This window comes from Xanthomonas sp. NCPPB 1826 (genome assembly GCF_056725285.1).
The window spans coordinates 4,627,617-4,643,274 of record NZ_CM161521.1; the positions used below are offsets into that span (position 1 = coordinate 4,627,617).

Consider the following 15,658-nt stretch of genomic DNA (forward strand, 5'->3'; position numbering starts at 1 on the left):
CATCAGGCAAAAAAAAACGGGCCTTGCGGCCCGTTTTTTCTGCATGCAGCGCTAGATTACTTGCGCGCAGCGTCTTCCACCTTCTCGCCAGCGCCCTGCACGTCCTTGCCGGCACCTGCGACGGTGTTGCAACCCGACAGCATACCGACCGACAACACCGACAGCACCAGCAGCACAATTGCACGCTTCATAACAGACTCCTTCGTGGGTAAAGCGGCGGCTTGCCGCAGATCAATCAAATCAAACAACTAGGGTTCAAACAAAACGCAAGGATCAGCACTTACCGTCGCTGCAATTGTCGGCCTTCTTTTCGACCTTCTCACCTGCACCCTGCATGTCCTTGCCAGCGCCGGCCATGGTGTTGCAGCCAGTCATCACGCCGGCCGAAAACAGGCCCAGTACCATCAGTGTCAGCAGTCGCTTCATCGGTCTTCCTCAGTTCTGCGTTCGGTGCAGACGCACCGTGTCTGGCGACAAATCTGACTGCGCGGCCGTGGATTTGATGTGAACGCGGCGTGCTGCGTTCAGCGATCGATCAATCTCGCATCAGTGTCGACTTGCCAAACAGGCTCTCGACCAGATCCACCGCCAGCTCGGCGGTGGCGTTGCGGTTGTCCAGGACCGGATTGAGCTCGACGATGTCCAGCGACCCCATGCGCCCGGTGTCGGCGATCATCTCCATCACCAGCTGCGCCTCGCGGTAGTTGGGCCCACCCGGCACGGTGGTGCCCACGCCCGGCGCGATGCTCGGGTCCAGGAAATCCACGTCGAAGCTCACATGCAGATGGGTGTCCTCGCTCATGCCCTGCAGGGCGGTCTCCATGGTGCGCTTCATGCCGGCCTCGTCGATGTAGCGCATGTCGTAGACATCGATGCGGTGCTGCTTGATCAGGCGCTTCTCCTCCGGGTCCACCGAGCGGATGCCGATCTGCCGCACCTGCTCGGGCAGCAACGCCGGTGCGCTGCCGCCCAGATGTGTCAACGCCTGCGGGCCCAGCCCGCACAGGCAGGCCACCGGCATGCCGTGGACGTTGCCCGACGGCGTCACCTCGCTGGTATTGAAGTCCGAGTGCGCATCCAGCCACAGCACCCGCAGCGGGCGTTGCTGCTCGCGGCAGTACTTAGCAACCGCGGTGATCGAGCCGATGCCCAGGCAGTGGTCGCCGCCGAGCATGATCGGCATGCGGCCGGCGCGCAGCTGCGCATAGCTGGCTTCCATCAGCGCCTGGTTCCAGGCCACCACCTCGTCCAGATGCCGGTAGCCGGCCTGCGGGGCTTGCCAGGGATTGCGCGGGCCATCCAGGTTGCCCAGGTCATGCACCTCCACGCCGCGGCCGATCAAGGCCTCTTGCAGCCCGGCGATGCGCAACGCCTCCGGCCCCATCCGCGCACCACGGTGGCCGGCACCGATGTCGGTGGGAACGCCAATCAGGGAAACCGGCAGGTACTGCGTCGCCATGCATTGCTCCAGCATCGAGAAAGCGCTGCAGTCTAGTCGCCGGCTCGCGCACTGACGCGCGGCAGCGCAGCACGGCACCCGGCCTGCGTCACCGATCACGCAATCGCATCTGCCACTGCAGCAATCGAAAGTGCGGCCGATACTGCGTAGCGGGCAATCGTCGGACCGGTACGGACGGCAGGCGCAACGCCGCGGTACAGGCGCGCTGCAGTTCGGCCGGAGCAGTGGCAGTGCATCGGCCGCGTCCGCTTGGCGACAAACACGGTTTGATGGCTGCTTGAAGTGACGTGGTTGGGCAGTTTGTGGCGTATCTGCGTTTTGCGGAATGCGCTTGTCTGACCGCACAGTTAAGACATTGAGGGTGCTATGACGATGACAGACGGTGCCGATGCTACTGTTCGCCCGCCAGCGCGGGACCCGGTGTCATCGGCAAGGTCTTTCATCGCGCAGTGCGTTTCGTACAGGGGAGGATTTCATGCCGCATAACGCCGTCAACCAGGTCGTCAAGGCTGCCGTGGGCGAGGTCGCGCGGGCGTCGCACCAATACGATCTGCAGCGCATCGGGCGCGAGTTCGCGCAGACCATCGAGCGCGAGCCGGGCATCCGTCTGCTGATGCTGTCCACTGCCGACGGGCGTGCCATCGCCGAACAATCCAGCCTGGATGTGGACGGCCGCCGGCTGGCAGCGATGGCCAATTCGTTCCTGACCCTGGGCGAGACCCTGGCGCGCGAATCCAGTCTGAGCGAAGCCGACTACGCCACCATCAGTACGCGTGGCGGGCAGTTGGTGCTGATCCGCATTCGCGCCGACAAACCGCTGACGCTCACCGCGGTGGGCAGCAGCGATCTCAATGCCGCGGCGCTGCTGTTCAACGCACGCGACTGCGCCGGCCGCCTGGCAACTGCACTGGCGCAGCTGGCGAACTGAGCGTTTGGCACTGTTCGTGCTTGTGCCAGTGCACCGAATTTCTCACCGCTCGTAAGGACGACCCGTGTCAAAACTCAACCTGGAACACCTGCATTCGATCGCCGGCTTCGTCGGCGCTGCCCTGGTCGATAGCGACAGCGGCATGGCGCTGGGCATGACCGGCGGCACCGATCTCAACCTGGAACTTGCCGCGGCCGGCAATACCGAAGTGGTGCGTGCCAAGCGCCGTATCGCCGAGCAGCTCGGCCTCAACGACACCATCGAAGACATCCTGATCACCCTGGCGCGTCAATACCACCTGCTGCGCCCGCTGGAGAGCAACGGCACCTTGTTCCTGTACGTCGTGCTGGATCGCGCCAAGGCCAATCTGGCCATGGCCCGTCACGAGCTCAAGGCGTTCGAGAAGACCCTGGACTTCGGTTGATGCCCACCAGGCGGCGCGCACGCGTCGCCTGCCCGGCCTGCCGGTGCGCACCGGCAGGCACCGCACTTGCTACGCGCCGACGCGGCGCCCTGTCATGACCTCACCCATTCACACCATGCGGGTCGCCACGGCCGGCCTGGACCTGCTGCACACCACGCGCCTGAAACTGGCGTGTTCGTTGCTGCTGGCCGAGCGCATCGACGTGCAGTTGGGGCAATGGCCGCAACACGCCGCCGAGGTGGTGGTGCTGGGGCTGGAAAGCCCCGACGGCCTGGCCGCCTGGCAGGCCTTGCAGGGGCAACCCATGCGCGTGCTGGTGGTGTCGCGGACACCGGTCGGCGGCGCATGGCTCAAGCACGGCGCCACCGTGCGCGAACTCAACGAGCAGATGCGCCTGCTGCTGTCGTCCTCCGCGCACGCGCAGGTCGCCGAGCCGGCCTTGCTGGTCCGCCATTGCCGCGGCGAATTCGGCACCGCTACGGTGCTGCTGCGCAACGGGCATTTGCAGGTGCGCGTGGACCCGGCCGACAGCTGCGTGCAGCTGCCCGCCGGCATCGCCTTGACCGAGCTGCTGGCGGCCCTGGATCGCCCCGGCTGGCAGGTTGCACCGGACACCGCCGATAGCGCACTGAGCCAACGTATTTCCTTCGAAGCGCTGTACTTCGCCCTGCCCGAGCACCTGCGCCCCGCGCTGCCGGCGGTCGAACCCAGCCATGCGCTGCGGTTGCGGCAATGGCCGGAGCTGGGTGCGGAGACCAGTTCGCCGGCGCAGCTGCTTGCCATTGCCCACCTGCATGCGCGCCCGTGGCGCCCGCAGGCGCTGGCCAATGCTTGCAAGCTGCCGCTGCAAACGGTGGAATGCCTGTTCGCCGCTGCACTCGCCAGTGGCCTTGCCCAGACTGCGGAGATTCCCGTGCCTGCAACGCAGCCCCGTCCGGACAGCAGCAACTCCCGGTTTTTCTCCTGGGTCGCACGTCGCTTTGGCCTCTCTCTCTTTCAGGCGCAGTCATGAGTCTTCCGGCCAACAAACTGGTGTTCGTTGGCGGCATGGGCGCCGGCAAGACCACCGCCGTGCGCGCCATCTCCGACGTGGAGCCGGTCAGCACCGAGATGCCGCTCAGCCAGGATGCCTACGGCGACAAGACCTACACCACGGTCGCGCTGGACTACAGCTCGATCGAACTGGAAGACGGCGAGTTGCTGCACGTCTACGGCGTGCCCGGGCAGAAGTACCTGGATTTCATGTGGCCCCTGGTGTGCGACGGCGCGTTGGGCGTGATCGTGTTGGTCAGCGCACGCGATCCGCAGATGCGCGATGCCACCGTGGCCCTGCTGCGCGAGTTTTCGCAGATCGCACCTGCGGCAAGCCTGGCGGTGGGCATCACCATGACCGACGAAATGCAGGACTTTTTGCTGCCGCCGTTCCGCGACGCGCTGGTGGCCGAAGGCTTCCGCATCCCGGTCATGCGCGTGGACGCGCGCTCGGCCACCCAGATCACGTTCCTGGTGAAGTCGCTGCTGTCCTATCGTTACACCTCGGCGACCAGCTGAGCGGCCGTGCGCGTGGCGCATGCCGACATGGTCGGCGAACGAGCAAAACAAGGAATCCGGTCACGACGGTGCCTGATCGGGCGTCACGCGGGGGATGCCGCCTCTAGGGTGGCGGCGACGCGTCCATCTTCCTTGATGCCAGACACGCGACGCGAACGTCATACATTCGAGCGCTTTGCCTGACTTGTTCAGTATGGCGCGCGATCAAAAGCCAGGGCATCGGGACGTTCCCGACATCGCGCAGGACATACCGGTCATACGGCATAAGCAATAGCGCAGCCAGTCACGCCTGCAAGCAGCGGTCGTGATGCGGTTGTTGTGCGCGCCCGGCACTGCGTTGCACGGACTCTCGTCAAGCCATCTCGCACAGGCATCGACGCGCGGCAGCGGCGGTGCCATCGGTGACGCACAGCGGAGACCCGATGCGCCAGGATCGGCAACTGCAGGGCGGCTTCCACGCCGATCGTGGTGCTGATCCAGCACCACGATCGGATAAAGTAGCGCGATGACAATCGAACTGAAGCCCGGCGGTCTGCTGATCGCGATCGAAGGCATCGACGGCGCCGGCAAGACCACCCTCGCCCGCAGCCTGGCCACCACGCTGGAAGCCGCCGGCGCACGCGTCGTGCTGAGCAAGGAGCCGACCAATGGCCCCTGGGGCACCCAGCTGCGCCAGTCCGCCGCCACCGGCCGCCTCAGCGCCGACGAAGAAGCCGAGCTGCTGATCCGCGACCGCCACGAGCACGTGGACACCCTGATCGCACCGGCGCTGGCACGCGGCGACATCGTGATCCTGGACCGCTATTTCCCCTCGATGGTCGCCTACCAGGGCGCCGCCGGCCTGCCGCTGGACGATCTGCTGGAGCGCAACGCCTTCGCGCCGCGCCCGGACGTGTTGCTGCTGCTCGACCTGCCCCCGCCCACCGGCCTGGCGCGTATCCGCGCCCGCGGCGATGCACCCAATCACTTTGAAACCCAGGACAACCTGGAACGCTGCCGCAGCATCTTTGCCCAGCTGCAGTTGCCGGGGAAGCACGTCGTGGACGCCAGCGCCGACGCGGACAGCGTGCTCCGCCAGGCCCACGCCATCGTCGTTGCCGCACTAGCCGAACGCCTGCGCGTCGACGCCACCGATGCCGACCAGGCCACGCTGGAACTGCTGTCGGCCGGTCGCCCGGCCTGAGTCGCTGCGTGTACTGCGCGCAGGCAACAGCGACTGGCGCGCTGTGATTCACCGGCTGCGGGCAGATAGCTGTTTTCGGCAGATCAAACCGAGCAAGACGCGTCCCGGAGACGCTGACCCAACAACGCAGTCAGCCCAGAGCTACATCGACATTTCGGGATAGGACGAGAGAACCTTCATGGTGCCGGCACCCGGATTCGAACTGGGGACCTACCGCTTACAAGGCGGTTGCTCTACCAACTGAGCTATGCCGGCAAAGGCAGGCGCATTGCGCGCCGGTGCGCATTCTAGCGCAGCGCGGCGCAATCTAGCGACCGCTGACGCGCCGCACCGGCGGTGCCCTGCAATGTGCCGATCGCCGCCGTGCTGCGCACATCGATCCACCAGCGCGATTGCCCGGTGCCGCTGGGCAGCAACTGTGCCGGAAACCCCGCACCGACCAGGCTGGCCTGACGGCGCTCGGCACGCTCGCGACTCTGGTACTGCCCCAGCGCGATGCTGTTGTCCTCACCCTGGGCAATCACGTAATAGTCGCCCATGCCGGCGGCGGCGATGCGCTTGACCAAGGCCTGCGCCGCCGCACGATCGCCGACATTGGGCAGCATCACCCGGAACGTACTGACTCCGGCGTCCTTGTCCTCGCGCACGCGGGTGCGCGTGGCCTGGCCACGCAGGCGTGCCAGCGCGGCATCGGCATCAGCGCGCGCCGCATACGGCCCCAGGCTGGCGCAGCGCTCCGGCGCAGCGGCGGGAGCAGGTACCGCTGGCGATGGTTTGATCGCCGCTGCCGCAACCTCGTTCGGTGTTGGAGCGACCTTGGTTGGTGGTGGAACCTGTGCCGACGTCTGCGACGTTGCGACCACCTTTGCGGCGGCCGCAGCAGTCGAAGAAGACGCTGCCGCTGCTGCCGTCGATGTCGATGTCGATGTCGGTGTCGGTGCAGGTGCAGGTGCAGGTGCATCCGATGGTGCGGTGCCCGCAGCTGCCGGGACCATGCCTGCCTCGCTCGCCTCGCCTGGCGCTGCTGCCGCAGTGCTCGGCAGCACTTCCAGGCGCGCCACACCGGCCGGCTGCGGCGGTGCCGTCACCGCTGCCGGTGCCGGCTGCAATGCCCACCACAAGGCCACACCGGCATTGAGGACGATCAGGACGACGATGAGTGCGCGGACATACATGCGATGGATTCTAAGCGCGGGCAGTCACAACCGGCGAGCGCTGGTTGGCTTGCTGCCCACGCCAGGCGGTAGGCGCAGTGTACGAGCGCTGCCGACCGATTCCGTCTGCCGGCCGCGCCCGCCACGTGTCCTCGCAATTGCATGGCTCGCCGTTCAAGGCGCCGACGCAGACCTCGCCCAGGTCGCCAGCCCGTCCAGCACCAGCGCGGCGCGGAAGCTGGCATCGGGCAACAACGGCAGCAGCGGCGGCGCGCCGCCCCCGTGCACCAGCAGCCGCACCGGCACGCCCAGACTGCGTTGCGCGTGCTGCAGGCTGCGCTCGATCAGCGCCACCGCCGCGCCATCGCAGCCGGAGGTCAGCGCGTCGTCGGTGTCGTCGGCCAGCTCGACATAGGTCCCGCCACTGGCCGGCAACTGCACCGCGCGCGCATGCAGCGCCTCGCGCATGGTGGTCGGCGAGGCGGCGATGCGGCCGCCGTGGTGCCGCCCATCGGCGCCGAGTACATCGATGGTCAACGCGGTGCCCACGCCAGCCACCAGCACCGGTGCGTCGCCGCGTGCGCCCAGCAGCGCCAGGAAGCGATCGACCCCAAAGCGGCCCGGGTCTGCGTAGGCGATGCGGATGCCGGCACATTCGGCCGCGGTCCGCACGATGCGCACCTGTTCGAAACGCTCGCGCAGGCAGCCGAGCATGCGCTGCGTCAACGCCGGCGCAGCCACGCTGGCCACATGCGCGATGCGCCCGGTGGGCAAGGCCGACAACGCGGCCGCATCCATCGCCTCGGCACCGTGCGGCCAGGCCTGCACGTCGCCGGCGCGGTCGCCCTGCAGCGGTGCGTACTTGAACCGCGAATTTCCCAGGTCGAACAACCACTCGCTCATGCAGGTCTCACGCTCACTTCTCCGGAGTGGAACAGCCGCACCGTCTCGCCCAGTTGCACCCGCAACGCGCCGTCGGCTGCCAGGCCAAGCGCAATGCCGTGATGCCGGGTGCCGGCTTCCTCAACCTGCACCGCGCGGCCGCTCAGGACGTCCAGGTCCGCATAGCGGCCCAGGAACGGGGCCAGCCCCTGCGCCTCGAACAGCTCCAGCGCCGGCAGCAGCGCCGACAACACTGCGGCCACCACGGTATCGCGCGACACCGCGTGGCCGGCCAGCGTATCCAGATCCACCCACGGTTGGTCGATCGCAGCGGCCGCCGCCGCCGGCATGTGCACGTTCAAACCCAGCCCGATCACCGCGCGCGCGTTGCCGGCCATTTCGCCGCCGCCTTCGATCAGCAAGCCGCCCAGCTTGCGCTCGCGCGCCAGCAAATCGTTGGGCCACTTCAACCCGACATCGGCAAAGCCGCAAGCACGCAGGGCCTCGGCCACCGCCACGCCCACGGCCAGGCTGAGCCCGGCCAGCTGGCCCAATCCGCCGCTGAAACGGCGCGAAGCCGACAGATAAATGTGCGCACCCAGTGGCGAGGTCCATTGACGCCCACGCCGGCCGCGCCCGCCGGTCTGCCGCTCGGCCAGCAGCACCGCCACGCCCTGATCCGGCGCCGGGCGCGCCAGCAAGCTGGTGTTGGTGGATTCCAGCGTCCAGGCGATCTCCAGCGCCGCCAGGCCTGCCAGCGCATCGGCCGCCATCGCCGCACGAATGCGCGCGTCGTCCAGCAGGTCCAGCGGCGCCGCCAGGCGGTAGCCGTCCCCGGCCCGCCCTTCGATCTCGACCCCGGCCGCGCGCAGATTCTGGATCCGCTTCCACACCGCCGCACGGGTCAACCCGGCATCGCGCGCCAACGCATCGCCGGATAGCCGGCCGCTCGCAAGTTTGGCCAGCAAGGCGCGGTCATCCACGGCAAGTCCCCAAATCGATCCGCGAAAGTATGCGCCAAGCGTCCGCACCCGCCCAGCCTGGCTTGCGTGAGGGAGTGAAAAGCACGTTATGATCGGCGACTCACGCCGCTTGCCCTGGATGTGGACGATGCGCCGAATCACGGTTTGCCTGCTCCTGTTGTTGGCTCCGCTTGCCGCGCTGGCATCGGACCAGCTGGCCGATGGCGATCATGAGAGCTGCGTCAGCAGCAACTCGGCGGCACGCGGCAGAACCCCCAACGGCGAGCCGGCAACCCCGGCACGTGCTCCCGCGCACAAGCCCGCGCCGGCCACCGGCGGTGGTGGCAGTGACGGCGACGGACTGTTTCCCCGCATGCGCACGATGCCGCGCTGGCATAGCTTCCTGCCGGGCATGTTCCGCTGATCCAGTGGTTGTTGCGCCGGCTGCGCCAGCCGCCGGCCGATATTCCCGATGCCTTATGGCTGCCGGTCAGCCGCCGCTGCGCCTGGGTCGCTGCGCTCGATCTGCCCCGCCAGCACCGTCTGCGTGCCCTGACCGCGCAGTTCCTGCGGCAAAAAACCATTTCCCCGCTCAACGGGCTGCAGCTGCAACCGCACGATCACGTTCTGCTGGCTGCCATGTGTTGCCTGCCGCTGCTGAACATCGGCGCGGCCGGCTGGCGTGGCTGGTCGCAGCTGATCGTCTACCCGGACGCATTCCGCGTGCAACGCACGCATGTGGATGCGGCCGGGGTGATGCATGCCTGGGACGACACCCTGATTGGCGAGGCCTGGGAACAAGGCCCGCTGATCGTCAGCTGGGCCGACGTACAGGCCGACCTGGACGACCCGCAGGCCGGCTTCAACGTGATCGTGCATGAGATGGCGCACAAGCTCGATGCACTCGATGGCGCGCTCGACGGCACCCCGCCGCTGCCGCGCGCTGCGCAGCGTGCCTGGGCACGCGATTTCCAGCGCGCCTTCGATACGTTTTGCCAACGCGTCGATGCGGGCGAAGACACCGAGATCGACCCGTATGCCGCCGAGGCGCCGGAAGAATTCTTCGCGGTCGTAAGCGAATACCACTTCTCCGCGCCACAGCTGCTGGCGCGCGTCATGCCGGATGTCGCTGCACAGCTGACGCGTTTCTATGGGCCTTCGCCGTTTGCGTCGTCAACGCAGCGCTGATGGTGCGGTGACATGCCTGCATGCGTTGGGCTGTCGTCGTGCAATGCTGTCGCGCATCAATCGCAGGCGTTCAACCGACTGAGCACACCAATGCGCGATGCCGCACGCGGCCACACGCGGGACGGATCGACATCGCTCGCGCATTGCCAGGCATTCACACCAACCCAAGATCGCGCGGCCTGGCTCCGGGAAACACCCGTTCCAGCTGCGCAGGCGACAATCCCCACAACCGGCTCAATACACCGCCGAACAGGCTGCGGTAATTGGTGAGCACCGGATAATCGCGGTTCTGCAGCAGCTGCGCCTGCGCAACTTCTACCTGCTCGCCGGCGATCCGGCCGCCGCGCACGCTGCCACCCAGCACCCAATAGGTGGTGCCGTGCCCGTGATCGGTGCCCTTGCTGCCGTTCTCGCGGAAGGTGCGGCCGAACTCGGACAGCACCACCACCACGGTGTCCTTCCATGCCGGTCCCAGGGCGTCGGCGTACGCCGCCAGCCCTTCGCCCAGATTGCGCAGATTGTTCGCCAGGCCACCTTCGACACTGCCCTGATTGGCGTGCGTGTCCCAACCACCGACATCGACAAAGCCCAGCCGATAACGCTCGCGCATCAGGCTTGCCATGCGCCGGGTTTCGTCGGCGAAGGTGCGCGCACTGGCGGCGCCGCGACCGGCCAGCTCCATCTCTTCGCGCAGCTGCGCGGTGACCTGCTGACGCAGTGCCAGTCCCTCGCGCGCAGCCGCCGCCAGCGGGGTTGCGTCGTACATTTGCGACAGGATCTGTGCCTGACGCGCATCCAGACCGCCCTTGCCGATGCCCCGCAACGACACATTGGGCAAATCCCCGCCGCCCTGGAAGGTCAGCGGCAAGGAATCGGTGAAGGCAATCGCCGGCACTCCGCTGAGCACACCCGACAGGCGCGCCATGAAGCCGGAACGATAATCGCGGCGCTGCCGGCCGGCCTGCCCGGATTCGATATCGTCCTGGGTTTCGAAGTGACTGCGCGACAGATCGTCGGTACCGGCAAACGGCACGAACGCCAGTTGCCGGCGTTGCCACAGCGGCAGCAGCGCATCGCGCATCACCGGGTTGAGACCCCATTGCGTATCCAGCGCAACGGCACTGTTCGGGTTGGCCGCATCCGGCCGCGCGATCGCCAGGGTGGGACGCGCCTGATAATAAAAATCGCTGGCATGCGGTACCAGCAGATTATTGCTGTCGTAGCCGCCGCGCAGAAACACCACCAGCATGCGCGCGCTGTCGCGTGGCGCAGCAAACAGGCGACCGCTCCAGGGCAGACTTGCCGCCGCTGCAGAGGCAAGCAGAAATTGACGTCGTTGCATGGCGCGCTCCTGTGGCGGTGATCGCTGGTCGAACGTTGAAACAGCAGGTTTGAATCGGCAACCGTCGAATCGGCGAGCCTCGAATCAGCGATAGTTGAAGTCCGGCGATGACAGCAGGAATCCATTCCATTCCGCAGGCGAACGCGCCTGCCCCAGGGCATCGCGCGCGCCGCTGGAAAGTGACGGTGCCACCCAGCGATACGATGGACGCGTGTCGATCTGCGTCAGCGCCGGCAGTGGCGTGTCGTTATCGCCATCCAAGCGGAACAATTGCTTGGGCCCGCTGCCCAGCGAACGTGCCACCTCGAAGCGTCGCGCCAGTTGCCCGGAGCTGGTCCACGCCTGCGATTGCAGCGACCAGCCATCGGGGGTGATGCGCCCGAACAGCGGCTCGCCGAGTTGCTGCAGCCAGCTCGCCATCGGCGCGGCATTGACCACCGGCTGGCCCTCGTACGCCAGCCGCATGGCCGAAACCACGAACCGATTCGGATCCTTGAACTTGCGCGGTTGCGCCTGCGCAAATTCCGGCGCGTCCAGCATGGCCTGCATCACCTTGGCAATATCGCCATCGCTGCGTTGAAACGTGTTCGCCATGCGCTCGACCAGCGCGGCCGGCGGCTTGTCGCTGACAAAGTACTCGGCCAAACGCTGCGAAATGAAATGTGCGCATGCCGGCTGCCGCACCAACAGCTGCACCGCGCGCTCGATCTCATCCAGGCCGCCCGCGGCGATGCGCTGGCCCAGCAAGGTCTTGTCACCGGGTTGATGGCGCGCAGGATTGAATTCGAACAGTCCCTTGCGCACCACCTGCGGCTGCCCCGGCACGGCAGTCGGCAAGGGCGCAGCGCCCTCCGCCTTGACCGGCACCAGGCCGGCACCGGTGAGTATCAGCGCCAGTTGCTGCACATCCTGCTGGCTGTAACCGCCATGCACGCCCAGCGTGTGCAGTTCCATCAGTTCGCGCGCGTAATTTTCGTTGACCTTGCCCTTGGCGTTCTTGGCGTTGTCCAGATATTCCAGCATCGCCGGACTTTCCAGCGTCGCCATCACCAGGTCGGCGAACTTGCCGGTGGCATGCGGGCGGATCGCGTTTTCCATGTAATCGGCCGCCATCCATTTCACCCGCCCCTTATCGGCGTACACGCTGAAATGATTGAGCCAGAACCACACCAGCTGCTCGCGCGTCTGCTCCGGCGCATATACCGCACGCAACAGCTGCGCCTGACGCGCCTGGGTCAGCATCTGTCCACCACGCGCTTGCCATGCCTTGCGCAAGGCGGTCTTTTCCTCGCCATCGGGCATGTCTTGCAGGTGGATCTTGTCGGCCTCGTACTGCGTGAGCAAGGTCAGCAACGGCGTGTGCAGCGCATCGAAGTGCTGCAGCTGTGCACGGATCGGCGCTGGCAACGCCGCATCGTCGCTGGCCTGCAACAGCGACCTGCCGTAGCGCTTGGGGCCGAGCCGCTGCAGTTGCGCTGCGCTGTCGGCATCCACGCCGTAGGTCGCACGCTGCAGCCAGCGCGTCTGCGCCGGCGTCAGTGCTGAATTGGCAGCACTGCACGACATCGCCAAAGCGCAGCCCGCCAACAGCCATGCCAGCTGCCATCGGTGATGGCGGGGCGCGCCTGCTGGACGTGCGCTCAGCCAGCGCGTTTGTGCATTGCGCTCGAACATGCAGCTCTCCATCGCAACGGCCTGAAACGGGCCCAGTATGGTCAAGCCAACGCGCGGGGCGTTAAACGGTTGTCGGAGTGCGCTGCAGCGTTGACCACGGGTTCATTCCGCACCCCATGCCGGTCACAGTCCCGGTGGCAGGGTCACGTCGAAGCGGGCGCCGCCCAGTTCCTGCGAGCGCACCACCTGCAGCTCGCCGCGGTAGGCCTTGATCAGGTCCTGCACGATCGACATGCCGATGCCGTGGCCTTGCACGCGCTCGTCGCCACGTACGCCACGCTGCAGGATCTTGGCCACGTCTTCCGGCGCGATGCCGGGGCCGTCGTCTTCCACCGACAGGATCAATCCGGCACGACGGCTGCCGGTGGTGGGGCCGGGCTGCGCGGTCAGCAGCACGCGGCTGCGCGCCCACTTGAAGCCGTTTTCCAACAGGTTGCCCAGCAGTTCCTGCAGATCGCCCGGCTCGCCATGAAAGCGCGCGTCGGGCGAAATATCGAACTCGCACAACACACCCTTGACCGAATAGACCTTCTCCAGCCCGCGCACGATCTCCTCGGCGGTCGACTCGATCGGCAGCGGTGCGGCAAACAGCTTGTGCCCGCTGGAGGCCGCGCGTGCGAGCTGGTAGGACACCAGATCGTTCATGCGGCGCAACTGCACATCCATTTCCTCGTGCAGGTCGCGCTCGGACTGGCCGCTATCGAGCTGGGTGCGCAACACCGCGATCGGCGTCTTGAGGCTGTGTGCAAGATCGGCCAGCGTGTTGCGCTGGCGGTCCAGATTGTCGCGCTCGCTCTCGATGAAGGCGTTGATGCTTTCGGTCAGCGGCTCCAGTTCGCGCGGATGCTGCTCGCTCATGCGCTGGATCTCGCCGCGCTGCACCTTGGTCAACTCGTTGATGACCCGCCGCAGCGGCCGCAGGCTCCACTGCAGGATGAAGGCCTGCAGCACCAGCAGCACCACACCGGCACTGCCGAGGTAGAACCACACCGCGCCACGGAACACGCGCAGCTGCGCGCCCATCGAGCGCGCATCTTCCATCACGTAGATGGTGTAGGGGATCTCGCCGCCGTGTTCGCGCTCGACGTAACTCACGCCCAGGCCGTAGCGGTACAACTGGCCCACGCTGCCGTCGATTTGGGTCATCTCCAGCGGGCCGATGAATTCTTCCTGGCGCGGCTCGAGCATGCGCCCGTGCGGAATGTTCGGGCCTTCGGCCGACATCGAGGTCCAGCTTTCGTCCGGACGCACGACTTCCACATAGAGCCCGCCGCCGGGCACATCGAAACGCGGATCCGGCGGCTGGCCGCCGATGTACAACGAGCCGTCGCGGACGAAATCGATATTGGCGGCGTACGCAGAGGCGTAGTTCTTCAGCCGCTCGCGCAGGTTCTTTTCGGCGGTATCGGCGAACGCCACATCCAGCGCGTAACCCGCCAGCGCCAGGAAGGCCACCAGACTGAGGCTGGCGGCCAGCAGCTGGCGGGCCTGCAGGGAGCGCGGCCGCCAGCGTCTATACCACTTGGAGCGGCCCGGCACCTGATCTTCCTGTTTGCCGATGCGCGGACTCAGCCTTCGGTACGCGGAATGGCGAAACGATAGCCGCGACCGCGTACGGTCTCGATCGGCTTGAGCTCACCATCGGGATCGAGCTTCTTGCGCAGGCGGCCGATGAACACTTCCAGCACGTTCGAATCGCGATCGAAATCCTGCTGGTAGATGTGCTCGGTCAGATCGGCCTTGGAGACCAGTTCGCCGGCATGCATCATCAAGTACTCCAGCACCTTGTACTCGTAACTGGTCAGGTCCACGTTGGCGCCATTGACGCTGACCGTCTGCGCTGCCAGATCCAGGGCAACCGGGCCGCATTCCAGCGTCGGCTTGCTCCAGCCCGCCGCGCGCCGCAGCAGCGCATTGACGCGCGCCAGCAGCTCTTCGACATGGAACGGCTTGACCAGGTAATCGTCAGCGCCCTGCTTGAGGCCTTCGACCTTGTCCTGCCAGCTCGAACGCGCGGTCAGGATCAGCACCGGGAATTTCTTGCCTTCGTCGCGCAGCGCCTTGATCAGCTCCATGCCCGACATCTTGGGCAGGCCGAGGTCGATGATGCCGACGTCGAACGGGACTTCGCGGCCCATGTACAGGCCTTCTTCGCCGTCTTGTGCAGCGTCGACAGCAAAGCCCTCACGCTTCAGGCGCGCGGCAAGGGTCTCGCGCAGCGGAGCTTCGTCTTCGACCAAAAGGATACGCATGCACTCTCCCTAGTTACGTTGTCGGCCAATGGCCGGGGAATTTATAAGACTGAACGCAGAACTATCTACGTTTAGTGGTTATCGTCGCGTGGTGGCGCATCCGGCGGCGCCTGGCTGCGCGGCGGCGCGGCCTGCATCTGCTCCGACTCGTACACGGTGTGCACGCGGCCGTCCTTCATGTACTTGACGCGGTTGAGATTGCCCCCGTCGAACGGCACGCGTTCGGCGCTGAGGATCTGTCCACCGGTGGACCGCTGCACCTGCCGGATGGTGTCCGAGAGCGTGCGACCGTTGCCGCGCGCGGAGGGCGGTAATGGATCGCGTCCCGCATGTGACATCGGATATCCCTGACCCCACGCCGACGGCGCTGCCATGGCTAGCCCGAGGGCGACCAGGACGATATAGCGAGCGCGGCAGGACGGCTGGGTCACAATGAATCCTAGCGGGTTGTTCAGGAACATTCAAAATTCGTGAAACCGGCCACCGGTGACAGCATGGTCGAGCCCGAGAATAGAGCCAAATTCTTGATTTTTCGGGGTGAATCCCATCTGAACTTTTTAGCTTTGTGTTAACGCTGTTCAGTGAAATGAATCCATGAGGCACCTGGAAGGCCACTGATTCAGGGATCCCGCAGTCGCGCTCGACAGTTAAATACCTCG

18 protein-coding genes and 1 tRNA gene are annotated in these 15,658 nt (G+C 66.2%); 7 read left to right on the top strand and 12 right to left on the bottom strand.

Annotation, left to right across the window (positions count from 1 at the left end; translation table 11 throughout):
- Positions 1-56: 56 nt before the first annotated feature.
- From AC1PLA_RS19465 to rocF, 3 genes are all read right to left on the bottom strand, one after another.
- A complete protein-coding gene (locus AC1PLA_RS19465) occupies positions 57-191 on the bottom strand; it encodes an entericidin A/B family lipoprotein (protein ID WP_016904515.1) in 135 nt (44 codons plus the stop codon).
- Positions 192-273: 82 nt separating this feature from the next.
- Complete coding sequence (locus AC1PLA_RS19470; RefSeq protein ID WP_006451340.1) at positions 274-426, bottom strand: entericidin A/B family lipoprotein; 153 nt, start codon at positions 424-426, stop codon at positions 274-276.
- A 109-nt stretch (positions 427-535) separates the two neighbouring features.
- Positions 536-1,459: an arginase gene (rocF, locus tag AC1PLA_RS19475; protein ID WP_026064823.1), complete on the bottom strand. Its 924-nt coding sequence runs from the start codon at positions 1,457-1,459 to the stop codon at positions 536-538.
- 475 nt (positions 1,460-1,934) lie between these two features.
- Here rocF and AC1PLA_RS19480 point away from each other — a divergent pair, with 475 nt between their 5' ends.
- The 5 genes from AC1PLA_RS19480 (at position 1,935) to tmk (ending at position 5,545) form a co-directional block, all read left to right on the top strand.
- Positions 1,935-2,387 carry a roadblock/LC7 domain-containing protein gene (locus tag AC1PLA_RS19480; protein ID WP_481105175.1) on the top strand — a complete coding sequence of 151 codons (453 nt, stop codon included), beginning with the start codon at positions 1,935-1,937 and terminating at the stop codon, positions 2,385-2,387.
- A 64-nt stretch (positions 2,388-2,451) separates the two neighbouring features.
- The gene (locus AC1PLA_RS19485; protein ID WP_016904518.1) at positions 2,452-2,811 is read left to right on the top strand and encodes a roadblock/LC7 domain-containing protein; all 360 of its coding nucleotides are present in this window, start codon (positions 2,452-2,454) and stop codon (positions 2,809-2,811) included.
- Positions 2,812-2,905: 94 nt separating this feature from the next.
- Entirely contained in the window at positions 2,906-3,823 is a 918-nt protein-coding gene (locus AC1PLA_RS19490) for a hypothetical protein (protein ID WP_481105176.1), read from the top strand.
- Entirely contained in the window at positions 3,820-4,362 is a 543-nt protein-coding gene (locus AC1PLA_RS19495; protein WP_016904520.1) for a GTP-binding protein, read from the top strand. The genes AC1PLA_RS19490 and AC1PLA_RS19495 overlap by 4 nt, the downstream gene beginning before the upstream one ends.
- A gap of 505 nt (positions 4,363-4,867) precedes the next feature.
- Positions 4,868-5,545 (top strand): dTMP kinase, encoded by a 678-nt coding sequence (gene tmk / locus AC1PLA_RS19500; RefSeq protein WP_016904521.1) that lies wholly within the window; start codon positions 4,868-4,870, stop codon positions 5,543-5,545.
- 179 nt (positions 5,546-5,724) lie between these two features.
- Here tmk and AC1PLA_RS19505 read toward each other — a convergent pair.
- The 4 genes from AC1PLA_RS19505 to birA all read right to left on the bottom strand — a co-directional run bounded on the left by AC1PLA_RS19505 (position 5,725) and on the right by birA (position 8,612).
- Positions 5,725-5,800, bottom strand: a tRNA-Thr gene (locus AC1PLA_RS19505).
- Between the two features lie 32 nt (positions 5,801-5,832).
- Entirely contained in the window at positions 5,833-6,720 is an 888-nt protein-coding gene (locus AC1PLA_RS19510; RefSeq protein WP_481105177.1) for an SPOR domain-containing protein, read from the bottom strand.
- A 153-nt stretch (positions 6,721-6,873) separates the two neighbouring features.
- Positions 6,874-7,602, bottom strand: a complete 729-nt coding sequence (locus tag AC1PLA_RS19515; RefSeq protein WP_039521061.1) for a type III pantothenate kinase — start codon at positions 7,600-7,602, stop codon at positions 6,874-6,876.
- Positions 7,599-8,612, bottom strand: coding sequence for a bifunctional biotin--[acetyl-CoA-carboxylase] ligase/biotin operon repressor BirA (gene birA, locus AC1PLA_RS19520; RefSeq protein WP_481105178.1), 1,014 nt, complete (start codon positions 8,610-8,612; stop codon positions 7,599-7,601). Before birA ends, AC1PLA_RS19515 begins: the two co-directional genes overlap by 4 nt.
- A 40-nt stretch (positions 8,613-8,652) precedes the next feature.
- On the opposite strand from birA, the gene AC1PLA_RS19525 reads away from it, so the two are divergent.
- Positions 8,653-8,967 (top strand): hypothetical protein, encoded by a 315-nt coding sequence (locus AC1PLA_RS19525; protein ID WP_016902777.1) that lies wholly within the window; start codon positions 8,653-8,655, stop codon positions 8,965-8,967.
- Between the two features lie 8 nt (positions 8,968-8,975).
- The gene (locus AC1PLA_RS19530) at positions 8,976-9,731 is read left to right on the top strand and encodes a M90 family metallopeptidase (RefSeq protein WP_481105179.1); all 756 of its coding nucleotides are present in this window, start codon (positions 8,976-8,978) and stop codon (positions 9,729-9,731) included.
- A gap of 154 nt (positions 9,732-9,885) precedes the next feature.
- Here the strand turns inward: AC1PLA_RS19530 and AC1PLA_RS19535 are convergent, their stop codons facing one another.
- The 5 genes from AC1PLA_RS19535 to AC1PLA_RS19555 all read right to left on the bottom strand — a co-directional run bounded on the left by AC1PLA_RS19535 (position 9,886) and on the right by AC1PLA_RS19555 (position 15,460).
- On the bottom strand, positions 9,886-11,073 hold the full coding sequence (locus AC1PLA_RS19535; RefSeq protein ID WP_481105180.1) for a DUF1501 domain-containing protein: 1,188 nt from the start codon (positions 11,071-11,073) through the stop codon (positions 9,886-9,888).
- Between the two features lie 84 nt (positions 11,074-11,157).
- Positions 11,158-12,639, bottom strand: coding sequence for a DUF1800 domain-containing protein (locus AC1PLA_RS19540; protein WP_481105181.1), 1,482 nt, complete (start codon positions 12,637-12,639; stop codon positions 11,158-11,160).
- A 231-nt stretch (positions 12,640-12,870) separates the two neighbouring features.
- Entirely contained in the window at positions 12,871-14,241 is a 1,371-nt protein-coding gene (locus tag AC1PLA_RS19545) for an ATP-binding protein (protein ID WP_024939071.1), read from the bottom strand.
- Between the two features lie 74 nt (positions 14,242-14,315).
- The gene (locus AC1PLA_RS19550; RefSeq protein WP_002808458.1) at positions 14,316-14,999 is read right to left on the bottom strand and encodes a response regulator transcription factor; all 684 of its coding nucleotides are present in this window, start codon (positions 14,997-14,999) and stop codon (positions 14,316-14,318) included.
- A 71-nt stretch (positions 15,000-15,070) separates the two neighbouring features.
- On the bottom strand, positions 15,071-15,460 hold the full coding sequence (locus AC1PLA_RS19555; RefSeq protein ID WP_172641750.1) for a hypothetical protein: 390 nt from the start codon (positions 15,458-15,460) through the stop codon (positions 15,071-15,073).
- Positions 15,461-15,658 lie beyond the last annotated feature (198 nt).

Coding starts and splice junctions, on each gene's coding strand:
- AC1PLA_RS19510 (WP_481105177.1), bottom strand. CDS start 6,720: ATGTATGTCCGCGCACTCATCGTCGTCCTGATCGTCCTCAATGCCGGT.
- AC1PLA_RS19465 (WP_016904515.1), bottom strand. CDS start 191: ATGAAGCGTGCAATTGTGCTGCTGGTGCTGTCGGTGTTGTCGGTCGGT.
- AC1PLA_RS19525 (WP_016902777.1), top strand. CDS start 8,653: ATGATCGGCGACTCACGCCGCTTGCCCTGGATGTGGACGATGCGCCGA.
- AC1PLA_RS19495 (WP_016904520.1), top strand. CDS start 3,820: ATGAGTCTTCCGGCCAACAAACTGGTGTTCGTTGGCGGCATGGGCGCC.
- AC1PLA_RS19540 (WP_481105181.1), bottom strand. CDS start 12,639: ATGTCGTGCAGTGCTGCCAATTCAGCACTGACGCCGGCGCAGACGCGC.
- AC1PLA_RS19550 (WP_002808458.1), bottom strand. CDS start 14,999: ATGCGTATCCTTTTGGTCGAAGACGAAGCTCCGCTGCGCGAGACCCTT.
- tmk (WP_016904521.1), top strand. CDS start 4,868: ATGACAATCGAACTGAAGCCCGGCGGTCTGCTGATCGCGATCGAAGGC.
- AC1PLA_RS19480 (WP_481105175.1), top strand. CDS start 1,935: ATGCCGCATAACGCCGTCAACCAGGTCGTCAAGGCTGCCGTGGGCGAG.
- rocF (WP_026064823.1), bottom strand. CDS start 1,459: ATGGCGACGCAGTACCTGCCGGTTTCCCTGATTGGCGTTCCCACCGAC.
- AC1PLA_RS19535 (WP_481105180.1), bottom strand. CDS start 11,073: ATGCAACGACGTCAATTTCTGCTTGCCTCTGCAGCGGCGGCAAGTCTG.
- AC1PLA_RS19490 (WP_481105176.1), top strand. CDS start 2,906: ATGACCTCACCCATTCACACCATGCGGGTCGCCACGGCCGGCCTGGAC.
- AC1PLA_RS19555 (WP_172641750.1), bottom strand. CDS start 15,460: ATGTTCCTGAACAACCCGCTAGGATTCATTGTGACCCAGCCGTCCTGC.
- AC1PLA_RS19470 (WP_006451340.1), bottom strand. CDS start 426: ATGAAGCGACTGCTGACACTGATGGTACTGGGCCTGTTTTCGGCCGGC.
- AC1PLA_RS19515 (WP_039521061.1), bottom strand. CDS start 7,602: ATGAGCGAGTGGTTGTTCGACCTGGGAAATTCGCGGTTCAAGTACGCA.